We start from the raw sequence: 12,987 nt of genomic DNA, 5'->3' as shown, positions 1-12,987 counted from the left end.
TATACAGGATTTAGCTTAATTTCAGGTGTTTTATTAGGATTATTTTATTTGATACCTAGAACAAGCCGTCGCCATCTCTTTCACAATTTGAAGCTATTGACCATGATTGGTATTTTATTGATAGTCATCGCATCTATCACTCAATTCATTGCGCAAACGGCTTTGTTAAATAATGTTTCAGTTGTGAAAGCATTAGATTTTAGACTTGCATGGAAGACTTTAATCAGTACAGAGTTTGGCATCATTTGGTTAATCAGAACAGTTTCGTTATTTATGTTTGCAGTAATAGGTCATTTTTATTTTAATCGGTCGAGCGATAAATGGCATCTTAAGTTAGGTGTTATGACGTTGTTGTTTATTATAATGGGTCTTGCGACTTCTTTTATGGGTCATACACAGGCTTATACAACAATAATACTTTCAACCTTAACGGATTGGATTCATTTAACAGCTGCTGGAATATGGCTAGGAGGTGTAATGCTTTTATTATCACTTTACCTGGCACATCGTTCTAAAAAAAGTGATGAAGTGGTGAATGTCGCCTATTCAACAAGTCTAGAACGTTTTGCAGCTGTCGGATTTATTGCCGTTTTAGTTCTTATAATGAGTGGTGTGTTACTCAGTGCATTTTATTTGTCATCATTGATGCAGATATTCAAATCAACCTATGGACAAACATTGTTGATTAAAGGCTTGTTAATTTTCATCATGGGTGTTTTAGGCATTTTCCATTTTGTATCTCGTACAATGAAAAATAAAAAAGTGCCAAATAGAGGGACATTGTGGGCTGAAATTATAGCAGGACTGTTGATATTAGGTGTGGTAGGTTTTCTAACTAATACGGCAACACCACCGCCACCTGATCCAAAACCGATTTCGTCTAGTGTAGTTGTAGGCGATCATACAATTGATCTTGAAGTGCTTCCAGCCGTTATTGGACAAAATACATTCAGAGTTAGAATGGATAGAGAAAAAAAAGAAGGTAATTGGCAACAAATTAAGATGATTGTAGAAAAAGATCGAAGCGAAGTTTCAACAACAACTACGATGTCTTGGAACAAAGATGCGCAATCTTATGAAGCTCAAGGGTTATTTATTAGTCAAGTTGGTCGTTGGAAAATTACAATTAAGGCATTATCAGAAGATTTTAAAACAGTCGAAGAGACGTTTATTATTAGAATTGAACGTTAATCAATAAGAGGGGGAAATAATATTGAAAAAATTAAGTATAGTATTATTAACAGTTATTGGAGTATTCGGTCTGAATATTTCAGCAAGCGCACATGTCACAGTTAAACCAGCAGTTTCACAAACAGAGTCTTACGAAACATATACGATGAAGGTGCCGAATGAAAAAGATATTCTTACAAACAAGGTAGTGCTAGTTATACCAAAAGAAGTTACGTTTTATAATTATCAACCTATCCCTGGTTGGAAAGTTACAACTGATAAAACAAAAGATGACAAAATTGAACGCGTGACTTGGGAAAAAGAAAAAAACGCAGGCGGTATCGATGTAGGTCAATTTCAGCAATTTAGTTTTGATGCTAAAAATCCCGATAAAGAGGGATCAATTGACTGGGATGCGTATCAGTATTATGAAGATAAAAGTATCGTCGAGTGGACTGGTGATTCCGATTCAGACTCACCACATTCTCAAACAACTATTGAAAAAGCAGCAGAAAAAACAGACTCTCATGGGCATACAAAAGTTACAGATACTAAGGATTCAGGGAAAGAATCAACCAATAACACAAATACAATTGCCCTCTGGGTTATAAGTGGGTTAGCCTTACTAGCAAGTGTAATGGCTATTGTCCTTTCTACAAGAAAAAAGTAAATTGATTTTTAAACCAAGCCGATTAGGCTTGGTTTTTTTCTTTCCCCCTCCTCTTGCAGAGTTAAATTGCTATTTGTCATTGCAAGACGGTGAAGCGTATAATATAGTAAGAAGTAAGATAGTTAATAATAGCTAAATTAAGAAAGTTGCAGGAGGTTATTCATGAAAAAAATATGGAACGTTGTACAAAGCAATTTTATTTATTATATCTGGGCTTTCATGATACCCCTTGTCATCATGGCGCTTGTTTATTACAGTTTAGGAATATACTGGGGAAGTGAACGTTCTATCTTAGCAAGTGATAGTTTTTCTCAATATAGTAATTTTCATGCAAGTTTAAATAATGTGCTACATGGAAAGGCGAGTCTTTTTTATAATTGGAACTTGGGATTAGGCTTTAATTATTATGCATTAATGTCTTACTACTTAGGTGGTATTTTTCCATTCTTTGTTGTGTTCTTTTCTAATGCGAATATGCCAGATGTCTTGTATTTAATGACAATTGTTAAAGTTGGCGTTATTGGATTGAGCTTTTGGATCTATGCGAAAGAAACCTTTAAAATAAATCATTATTTTCATCTTGGTTTGAGTGTTGCTTACGCATTAATGTCGTTTGTTGGTGCCTATTCGATGTCAATCATGTGGTTGGATGCACTCATCTATTTACCGATGGTTGTTTTGGGAATAAATCGCTTATTGCAAAAGTCTAAACCTACTTTATTATTCGTGGCTTATGCTCTATTATTTATTTCTAATTACTATATGGGTTTTATGGTGGGAATATTTACCGTTATGTACGTCATTTGCATGGTTATACTCGAACCTGAAGGACGTTTACGTAAGTTAGTGTTATATTTTAGCACATCGATACTAGCAGGTTTAACATCGATGATTATGATTTTGCCAATGATTTTAGATTTACGAAATAATGGTGAAAAATTATCGACAATCACAAGTTTTTTAACAGAAGAAACACATTTATGGGATATGGTAGTCAAATCAATGATAGGTGTTTATGACACAACGAAGTATAATAGTATTCCTTTTACATATGTTGGATTGTTACCTCTCATTATGGCGATTTTCTTTTTTGTTACACCAAAAATAGCCTTGAAAACAAAAGTTGTTTTGGGTTCATTATTAATGATTATTTTTATTAGTTTTAATATATCGGCACTTAATCTATTTTGGCAAGGGATGCATTCTCCATACATGTTCTTGTTCCGTTATTCGTATCTGTTTTCATTCACAGTTGTGATGTTAGCAGGGTATGGCTTAGCAAAATATGAACGAAAAGACAGTGGTAAACTTGTAGTTATCAGTGTTATATTAGCGGCAGTATTCCTAGGTGTGAAGTATTTATTACCAGAAACGCTCTATACTTACGTAACAATGGATTCACTCTATTTAACCCTAGCCTTTTTACTTATATATGTCGTTATATTTTCTTTGGCTGGCTTTAACAAAGATATAAAAAAATACTTAGCATTACTTTTAGTAATTGTAATGGTGAGCGAAGCGGCTGTTAATATGCGAACAATGATTAATGGTGTACTTTCTGATTGGAATTATCCAGCAAGAACCGCTTATTCAGAACCGTATTCAACATACCGGGAAGTGGTTGAAAAAACAGTTGGAAAAGATACTAAAGAATTTTACCGTACAGAAACAATGAATCCTGTATCTGCCAATGATGCCATAAACTATGGTTTTAACGGTATTAGCCAATTTTCATCTGTGCGTAATCGAAACGCCCTTTCATTTATGAATGATTTAGGTTTTAAATCACGGGGGACCAATCTAAATATTCGTTATGGTAATAATACGTTGTTGATGGACGCATTGTTTGGTGTTCGTTACAATATTTCAAAAGTGCCTATTAATAAGTTTGGTTTTAGCCAATATTCAAATGACAAAGGTTACTATGTTTTTAGAAATACTGATGCGTTACCTTTAGGTATGGTTACTGCTGATAAAATTAATAACTTCAAAGTGAAACCAAAAGATAACTTGGGAACGCAAGCTGCCTTGTTTAGTCAGTTAGCTAAATCAACCAATACTTACTTTACACGCAACCAACCAGCTGTAGTCAGTACTGAAAATGTTACGCTATCAAAAGATACAAACTCAGGCAATGTTACTTATACCGCGATAAAAGATAAAATAGATAAAAAAATCACTTGGAAAGTTCATGTTCCAGCCAATAAACAAGCCTATATGAGTTTATGGCCAACCGATTATGGTCAATTGAGCTCTTCTTCCGTATTGATGACTGTGAATGGCATTAATAAGGCAACTCAGTTATCTATTAATGGACAATACCATGATTTAGGCTACTATCCTAAAGCGCAGGATATTGAATTTACAACGAATTTTTATGGAACAGATGTTATCACATTAAGCGATCCAGTTGTTGTGTTTATGGATGTTAATCAATACCAAGATGATGTTGCTAGAATTGCTCAAAACGGTGTTGATTTTAAAGTGGAAGGTCGTAAAGCAACCGCTGATGTCACTGTGAAAGAAGCTAAACAGACAATCTTCACAACCATTCCTTATGATAAAGGATGGAAGCTTTATGTGGATGGCCAACTAACGCCAATTAATTCTGTAAATGATGCATTTTTATCACTTCCTGTTGAAAAGGGCAAACATAAGATAGAACTTGTCTTTTTCCCTGAAGGTCTAGTATCAGGGATAATCCTCTTCTTTGTTGGAATTGGCGCTTTCTGCCTATTGTTAATTTACAACAGGAGAATGAATAAATATAAATAAAAATGAATTTAACTAGGTTTAAAAGCCCTTTTAGTGTAATATATCAGTATATGATGTATATGATGTATATGAAAGGGGCTGTGCGCCATGGTTGATTTTGAAATGGCAGAGATTGTAAAATCTCTGCCTTTTAATTATTTTAGTGGAATAGATGATAAAGTAGCAGCGAAAATAGATGCTGGGGAAGATGTTATTGATTTAGCAAGTGGTAGTCCTGATTTGGCAATGGATCCAGCTGTTTTAGCTGCGATACAATTAGCTCTTACAGATCCAAGTAACCAGGCTTATCCGCCGTTTACGGGTAAAGCAAAACTTAAACAGGCAGTAGCTAACTTTTATCAACGGATGTATGGCGTAGTAATAGATGCTGAAAAAGAAGTGATGATTGTTAATTCATCGGGTGTAAGTGTAGTTGCTGTACCACAAACGCTTTTGAATCCTGGTGATACCATTTTATTAACTAATCCAGCTTATCCACCGTATTTTGCTGCTGCAAAATTGGCGCAAGCTGAAGTATATGAAATGCCAGCACTAGCTGAGAACGCTTTTTTACCTGATTTTGAAGAAATTCCAATTGAAGTAGCTAAGAAAGCGAAAGTAATGATGTTAAATTACCCTAATAATCCAACAGGTGCCGTGGCAACGACAACGTTTTTTGAAAAAGCGATAACATTTTGTGAAAAGTACCATATTGCACTTATTCATGACTTTGCTTATGCAGCAATTGGCTACAATGGTGTTAAACCATTGAGCCTAATGCAAATGGGTAATGGAAAAAATATCGGAGTAGAATTGTACACAGCTTCCAAAACATTTTCGATGGCAGGTTATCGTTTTGGTTTTGTAGTCGGAAACGAATCAATTATCTCCGCTTTTAAAAATTATCATAGCAATGCTTACAGTACTGTTCCTGGTTTTATTCAAGATGGAATGACTGCAGCTTTAAATGGCTCTTATGCTAAAATTGAAAGCAATCGTCACATTTATGAAGAACGTTTAAACGCCTTAGTAAGCGGATTACAAACAATCGGTTGGAAGGTAGAAGCGCCACAAGGCTCACTTTTTGCATGGTTTAAAGTGCCGAAAGGATATACTAGTGAAACGTTTGCCGATTGTTTATTAGAAAAGGCAAATATTGCGGTTGCACCAGGTTCTGGATTTGGTTCTGAGGGGAAGGATTATGTCCGTGTGAGTGTGTTACAAGAGTTACCGCGTATTCATGAAGTGATTGATAGAATCGATAAGCTTAATTTGTTTTAGAAAGTAAAAAGAGGTGACTTATCCTACATCAATATAAATGATCACAGTATAAAATCACTTTTTATTTTATCCACGGTCTACTTATAATATAAAAAAGAAGATGCATCTAAAATGCATCTTCTTTTTAAGCAAAAATTAGCAAAGCAATCAGTAGTATTGTCACACAGAGATGTAACCATTTGTGTAGCATCAGTATAGCGATGTATTCTCTAACAAAGGCAGTGGGTAAGTAATAAGGTGCCGTATGAGCACCGATGCCACCACTATCAAGATGAACACGTTTGGCAAAAATACCAGCTCGGAATGTGTGATAATTATTTGTAACAAAAATACTAGAATAGGTATCTTTTAAACCATCCATTATTTTTTTAGAGAAGCGTAAGTTTTCTTCTGTAGTAGTGGATTTATCCTCGATAATAAGGTGTTTTTCAGGGATGCCCTGCTCAATTAAATAATGTTTCATTGCGGTTGCTTCAGCAACTAATTCATCAGGTCCTTGACCACCAGAAACAATAATCAGCGGTGGCGTTGTACGATGTTTTTGCTTAAGATAAAAACGTTTGGCAGTATTTAAGCGACTAGCTAGCAAGGGAGTCACTTTATCCCCATTTAATCCACAGCCAAGAACAATGATGAAATCTTGGTTTAATCTTGGGCGATTTAGCTGGTAAATCATCGCTGAAATAAAACAATTAAAAAAGATGAAAATATAATAACCAACAATTAAAATAAAAGCTGCATATATTCGTTGAATAGAAGGTGCTGCTAAAAAGCGTTCAGTAAAAGTGATACTGATAAAAATAATCAATACGAGTCCAAAAGCTAAGGATAGAATATTGGGTAATGTGCGGCCTTCTTTTTTTATAACAACTAATCCATTAAGAATTAATGCTACCCCAATTAAAATAACAAATACACGGGCACCAATAAAACCATAATAGATAATTTTAGTATTGAGATCATCTAAGGCCCATATAGAGACTAACCCAAATAATAAAATGAAGAGGCCTATAGTTAACAAAATAGAATTGCTAACGCGCCGATTATCAATGGCATTAAAAATAAAAAAGAGACTAACAAAACCTAATCCGGTAATTAAAAAAGCAAACACAGAAAGTCACCACCTATTTCTTTTATAATTTTATTATACTCTATTTGTATAGGAAAGAACTTACAAATAATACGCTTCATGATAGAATGAAAGGGAGTCGAAATAAAGGAGCGATATAAATGAAGCCACGAGCAATTATATTCTTTGATTTAGATGGAACATTATTAATAGGACCAAATCAAATTGATGAAAGTTCACTTGAAGCAATTAAATTATTACGCCAAGCAGGGTATTTACCTGTTATTGCAACAGGGCGGGCAAGGCACGAAATTGAAAGTGTACTTGAACAAACGGGGATTGAAGCTCTAATAACAATGAATGGTCAGTATGTGGTAAATGCAAACGAGCTGATTTATTCGAATCCACTTAAAGTAGCAGATATGAACGCACTAAAAGAAGCGGCACTATCTAAAAATTATAACGTCACCTATTATAGTGATGCTGAAATAACATCGGAACGCGCCGATGATCAGTGGACAGAATTAAACTACCAAAGTTTGCATAGTAGTTATCCACAACATCGTCCACAGTTGTATACAGAAAAAGAAATTTATTTAATGTTATTAATGACAAAAGAACCAGATCCAGAGTTACTCACAGGTTTTCCACAATTTAGTTTTTTAAGAAACACACCGTACGGATATGATGTTGTACCTAAAGGCGCTTCTAAGGCAGTTGGTATTTTGCAATTTATTGAGCAACAAGGGTTTGAAGGTATTCCGACATATGCATTTGGCGATGGTATCAATGATATGGAGATGTTTAAGTTGGTTGATAAGGGTGTTGCCATGGGAAATGCGGTGGCGCCTTTGAAAGAAATTGCACATCATATAACCGATGATTTTAAACAGTCGGGCATTTATAATGGTTTGAAACACTACGGATTGATATAGGAGGACACAAATAATGTATAAAATTATTGCACTAGATTTAGATGAAACACTGTTAAACAATGAAGGTCAATTATCACAGGTTAACAGAGAAGTACTGATAGAAGCGCAATTAGCAGGTAATACTGTGGTCTTAGCTTCCGGGCGTCCTTTTGATGGAATGACAAAATTAGCAAAAGAATTACAATTAGAACAACATAACGGTTATATTTCAGCGTATAATGGAGGTTATGTGTATAATTGTGAAACGAAAGAAGCAATCTTTGCCAATACGATTCCTGTGGAATTAGCACAAGAAATGACGAAAGAAGCAATCACTAGAGATATTGATATCCTTACATACAGTGAGGGAACCATCTTAACGCGACGTCCTAATGAATGGGCGACCTATGAAGGTGGACTTGTGGATATGCCTGTATTCGAAAAGGAAGATATGGTAGAGGCAATTAACCATCCAGTAAATAAAATGATGTTTTTAGCCGCATCAGAAGATTTAGATGTTGTTGAACCACTCATCAAAGCTGTATTTGCGGATAGACTACAAGTTGTTCGTTCAAAGCCATTCTTCTTAGAATGCACTATGAAAGGTATTACTAAAGGTGCTAGTTTAGACGTATTAGCGAAGTCTCTCGGTTATACGGCAGAGAATGTTATTGCCTGTGGAGATAGTAACAACGATGAGAGTATGATTAAATATGCGGGTCTAGGTGTTGCAATGGCAAATGCCAATGACAATATTAAAAATTTGGCTTCTTATGAAGCGCCGAGTAATGCTGATGATGGTGTTGCAGCGGTTGTTCGTAAATTTATGTTGAAGCCGTAATATAAGAAAAGAGGAACAATACATGTTAACATTTGAACAAAAAGAAGCAATTATCGATCAATTTTCAGAATTAAAAAAACAACCGGTCTCATTGAAACGTATTAACTATCATTATGAAGAAAGTGAACAAGAAAAAACAATCCTTGTCCGACACTTACATCCTAATGGTAACATTTGGATATATGCACCTTTCTTAGCTATGGAAGAAACAGATGATAAAGGTTATGTTAATGGACGTGACTACTCAGAAAAACAATTAATTGCAGCAGTACAAGCGGGCATTGATGAATTACAAAAGGATGAGTCTGGTTTTAAAGCAGACTATAAAGAAACTTGGGCCAACACGCGTTTACATCAAAAGTTAGTTTTAGCGCACGAAAAAGATATGTGGCAAGTATTGACTGATGATGGTAACATTGAGATGGCTTTTTATGCAAAAACCGCAGCTGAGAGTTATTTGGAAGATGAAGGTTTTTTCAAGAGTAACGATTAAATTAAAATATTATCAAGAGTCTATGCACACTTGTTGAACAAAACGAAGTTCTATCGAGATTTTTTCGATAGAACTTCGTTTTTTTATGGATAATTAAATAATAACTAGAGTTATCCACAGCTATAATCAAGTTATCAATCAAATGTTTTTTTGAAATAACATTGACAAAGAAAGCGATATCATTTATATTATAAAGACACTTTATTAATTAGTTTTATTAAGTTATACAAGTAATTTACTTGAGAATGGAGAACAAGAATGACGACCTTATTAATTATTATTTATGTAACATTTATTAGTTTAGGCTTGCCAGATGCAGTATTAGGTTCATCTTGGCCACGTATGTATATGGACCTGAATTCAAGTATTGCTTCAGCAGGTCTAGTTGCGATGATAATCTGTGGTGGTACCATTATTTCTAGTTTGTTCAGCGCACGTCTCATCAATCGCTGGGGAACAGCTCATGTTACTATCGTTAGTGTTTTATTGACTGCAATTGCGTTAGGAGGTATTGCTTTTGTACCGAATTTTATTTGGTTATGTCTCTTAGCTGTGCCACTAGGTCTAGGTGCAGGTGCAGTGGATTCTGCATTGAATAATTTTGTGGCACTTCACTATAATGCGAAACATATGAACTGGCTGCATTGTTTTTGGGGGATAGGAGCAACATCAGGTCCATTGTTAATGGCGCTCTTTTTAATGAAAGATAATGGTTGGCGCACGGGTTATCTAGTGATTGGTGTGCTACAAATTATTTTGGTCTTGGTACTATTTATAACGCTTCCGATGTGGAAACGTGCGAAAATCACAACTGGTCCAAGTGAAGTAAAAGCAGAAGTCAAAATAAGTGTCTTATTAAAAATTAAAGGTGCTAAATCAGCTTTAGTTGGTTTTTTCTGCTTTTGTGCAATTGAAATGACAGCAGGTCTTTGGGGCAGTACATATCTTGTTCTATACAAAGATATCTCGGTAGTTACCGCAGCTAAGTGGGTCTCATTCTTCTATATCGGTGTTACTGTAGGACGTTTTATAGCGGGGTTAATAAGTGTGCGTGTGTCCAACATCAATATGATTAGAGGGGGACAATTCCTGATTATCGTGGGTGCGACTTTGATGATTATTCCATTAACAGATCAATTTCAATTGATGGGCTTTATCATTTTAGGTTTAGGTTGTGCACCGATTTATCCCTCAATGTTACATGAAACACCTCATCGTTTTGGAAAAGAGATTTCGCAAGGTATCATGGGTATACAAATGGCAACAGCCTATATTGGAAGCACCTTTGTACCACCATTAGTTGGTTATGCAACCAATCGTGTGGGATTTGGAATTTTCCCGATTGTCATTTTAGGTTTTGTTGTTCTAATGATGTTATCCACAGAAAATATTAATCGTATTTTACGGAGACGTAAAGATACAGCGTTAGCTGGCAGCTAACAAGTAAAGAAGTATATTCATCAAATAATAGTAATATAAAGTTTTTGAAGCTACAATTAAGCCGAGCTAGGTCGTTACTTCTTGGTTTATCGATGACGTTTAAAAAGCTTTTAAGAAATAGCTATATTTGATTTTGAATATAAAAACAGTTTGATATTACTTTGTTTACAAGATTTCCCGACAATGACTTGTCGGGATTTTTTTATTCTTTTGGAATATTCGAGTTGTTCGAAGCTTACTCATATTTATGTTATGGTTAAAAAGAGGGGTGACATCATATGCAAGAGAAAAAAGTTATTCAAGAAGGAAAAGCAGTTCTCAATGAAATGAATGCCACATTGCTAGAAATTGAAGATCTCCCATTGAAAAAAATTGTCCGAGCGGGAATGAAACAACTAGAAGAAGTGGAAACTGCACCTCAGATTATTTTAAATAAGATTGTTACTGATTGTTATCGTGAAATTATTGAACGCAGAATTCATATGACACAAGAAAGTGAGATGTCGCTAATGAAGTTGGGACATATCTCACAACAAGGTGGCTATGATTTTAGTTATGGTGAATGGTGGGGACATCGTAAATAAATAAAAATTGTTGTGCACACTATTAACAATTTTTTGTTAATAACTTTTTTAAAAGGGACTTTTATTTTTTTCAATTTATCGCTATACTAGTAAAAACTGTTAAAGGGGCTAAGGGAATGACAACTATAAAAAAAACAACGCAACATGCAATTGCTACAGCAACAAAAAAAATTAGTGCTGATAGTATTATAAAGAATGGAAATGTTTTAAATGTATTCGATGGTAGTTGGTCACAACAAAATATCGCTATTGCAGGCGATAAAATTGTGGGTATAGGGGATTATCACGAAGCTAAGCATATCATTGATGCAACAGGAAAATACATTGTTCCCGGGTTTATTGATGCACATGTTCATATAGAGAGTTCGAATGTGACGCCCCAAGAGATGGCACGAATACTATTGCTAAACGGTGTTACTTCAATTGTGACTGATCCACACGAAATTGCGAACGTTGCAGGAGTTGACGGGATTAGGTTTATGATTAAAGAGGGTGAAAAAAGTCAATTAGACACGTACTTTATGCTACCATCATCTGTTCCTGCTGTATCTTTTGAACACGCAGGTGCAATTCTGAAAGCTGCGGATTTAAAACCGCTCTATCAAGAAAAAACAGTTATTGGTTTAGCAGAAGTAATGGATTATCCAGCAGTTTTTAGCGGTGAAGAAGATATGATCCAAAAAATAACTGATGCATTGGTTTCAGGTGGGCATGTTGATGGCCATGGTGCGGGTTTAACAGCAGAGCAAGTTGAAATATATATGGCTGCTGGTATTCGAACAGATCATGAAAGCACAACAGAAGATGAAGCACGTGCACGTATGTTAGCAGGAATGAATGTATTTATTCGCGAAGGTACGATTACCCGCGATACGTTGAATGTAATAGGTGCCGTAACTCCCTTAAATTCACGCCGTTTCTCTTTTTGTACCGATGATAAATTAATCAGTGATTTAATGACAGAAGGCTCTATTAATTATTCGGTTAAGTTAGCAATCGAAGCGGGGATTGCACCAGAAATTGCTTACCAGATGGCATCATTAAATGCAGCAGAAGCACACCAATTGACTGAAATAGGAGCTATTGCAGCAGGCTATCAAGCGGATATTGTAATTTTAGACAGTATAGAAAAAGTAAAGATTGATACTGTTATTAAACGTGGTCAAGTTGTTGTTGTTGATGGTGAACGAGATGAGGCTTTATTTAATCAGCAAAAAGCTACATTTAAGTCGCCAAAAATTGAACATCAGGTTAAAAAAAATGACTTAGTATTGCCGTTGGTCACAGGAAAAGTTAATGTGATTGGGATTCAGCCAAATCATGTCGAAACAGATCATCTTCACTTACAAGTTACACCAGATAATGGTGAATTTAAAACGGATTATCAGCAAGATATTGTTAAAATGGTTGTTGTTGAACGCCATCATGGTACGGGCTGTGTTGGAGTCGGGCTTGTAAAAGGATTTGAGCTTAAAGAAGGAGCATTTGCGACAACTGTTGCTCATGATTCACATAATATCGTGGCTGTTGGAACGAGTGATGAGGCAATTCTTAAAGCGATTGCTCATGTGACTGATATTGGCGGTGGTATTGCAATGATTGATGGAAATCTTAGCGTACTTGCTGATTTACCTTTACCGATTGCGGGTCTTTTATCGGATCAACCCTATGAAATTGTAAATGATCAATTAAAAGGTCTACATACTGCATTTGAATCAATTAGTACGGCAAGAGGATTTGACCCAATGCTCACATTATCATTTTTGACATT

General features: G+C 35.3%; 11 protein-coding genes. 10 read left to right on the top strand and 1 reads right to left on the bottom strand.

Going from position 1 to position 12,987, the window contains the following annotated elements; all coding sequences use genetic code 11:
• The 4 genes from IKV95_RS01810 to IKV95_RS01795 all read left to right on the top strand — a co-directional run.
• Nucleotides 1-1,191 (top strand): copper resistance D family protein (locus IKV95_RS01810; protein WP_287451352.1); only part of this gene is annotated, 1,191 nt, incomplete at its 5' end.
• Between the two features lie 22 nt (nt 1,192-1,213).
• Nucleotides 1,214-1,840, top strand: a complete 627-nt coding sequence (locus IKV95_RS01805; protein ID WP_029091759.1) for a YcnI family copper-binding membrane protein — start codon at nt 1,214-1,216, stop codon at nt 1,838-1,840.
• A 162-nt stretch (nt 1,841-2,002) separates the two neighbouring features.
• Complete coding sequence (locus tag IKV95_RS01800) at nt 2,003-4,615, top strand: YfhO family protein (protein WP_069132801.1); 2,613 nt, start codon at nt 2,003-2,005, stop codon at nt 4,613-4,615.
• 87 nt (nt 4,616-4,702) lie between these two features.
• Nucleotides 4,703-5,875, top strand: a complete 1,173-nt coding sequence (locus tag IKV95_RS01795) for an aminotransferase class I/II-fold pyridoxal phosphate-dependent enzyme (protein ID WP_069119148.1) — start codon at nt 4,703-4,705, stop codon at nt 5,873-5,875.
• A gap of 124 nt (nt 5,876-5,999) precedes the next feature.
• Here the strand turns inward: IKV95_RS01795 and IKV95_RS01790 are convergent, their stop codons facing one another.
• Nucleotides 6,000-6,986 carry a YdcF family protein gene (locus IKV95_RS01790; RefSeq protein WP_069125321.1) on the bottom strand — a complete coding sequence of 329 codons (987 nt, stop codon included), beginning with the start codon at nt 6,984-6,986 and terminating at the stop codon, nt 6,000-6,002.
• 119 nt (nt 6,987-7,105) lie between these two features.
• On the opposite strand from IKV95_RS01790, the gene IKV95_RS01785 reads away from it, so the two are divergent.
• From IKV95_RS01785 to ade, 6 genes are all read left to right on the top strand, one after another.
• Nucleotides 7,106-7,879: a Cof-type HAD-IIB family hydrolase gene (locus tag IKV95_RS01785; RefSeq protein ID WP_029091763.1), complete on the top strand. Its 774-nt coding sequence runs from the start codon at nt 7,106-7,108 to the stop codon at nt 7,877-7,879.
• Nucleotides 7,880-7,892: 13 nt separating this feature from the next.
• Nucleotides 7,893-8,699 carry a Cof-type HAD-IIB family hydrolase gene (locus IKV95_RS01780; protein WP_080712928.1) on the top strand — a complete coding sequence of 269 codons (807 nt, stop codon included), beginning with the start codon at nt 7,893-7,895 and terminating at the stop codon, nt 8,697-8,699.
• A gap of 22 nt (nt 8,700-8,721) precedes the next feature.
• The gene (locus tag IKV95_RS01775; RefSeq protein ID WP_069119154.1) at nt 8,722-9,192 is read left to right on the top strand and encodes a hypothetical protein; all 471 of its coding nucleotides are present in this window, start codon (nt 8,722-8,724) and stop codon (nt 9,190-9,192) included.
• A gap of 258 nt (nt 9,193-9,450) precedes the next feature.
• Complete coding sequence (locus tag IKV95_RS01770; RefSeq protein ID WP_029091766.1) at nt 9,451-10,632, top strand: MFS transporter; 1,182 nt, start codon at nt 9,451-9,453, stop codon at nt 10,630-10,632.
• A gap of 278 nt (nt 10,633-10,910) precedes the next feature.
• Nucleotides 10,911-11,216 carry a hypothetical protein gene (locus IKV95_RS01765; RefSeq protein WP_029091767.1) on the top strand — a complete coding sequence of 102 codons (306 nt, stop codon included), beginning with the start codon at nt 10,911-10,913 and terminating at the stop codon, nt 11,214-11,216.
• A 116-nt stretch (nt 11,217-11,332) separates the two neighbouring features.
• Nucleotides 11,333-12,987: adenine deaminase (gene ade / locus IKV95_RS01760; protein ID WP_287451351.1), on the top strand; the 1,655-nt coding region annotated here is incomplete at its 3' end.

The organism is Brochothrix sp., from assembly GCF_017549435.1.
GTDB classification, from domain to species: Bacteria; Bacillota; Bacilli; order Lactobacillales; family Listeriaceae; genus Brochothrix; species Brochothrix thermosphacta.
Note: the sequence above shows the minus strand (reverse complement) of the source record. Positions and strands in the feature narration are given on the sequence as shown.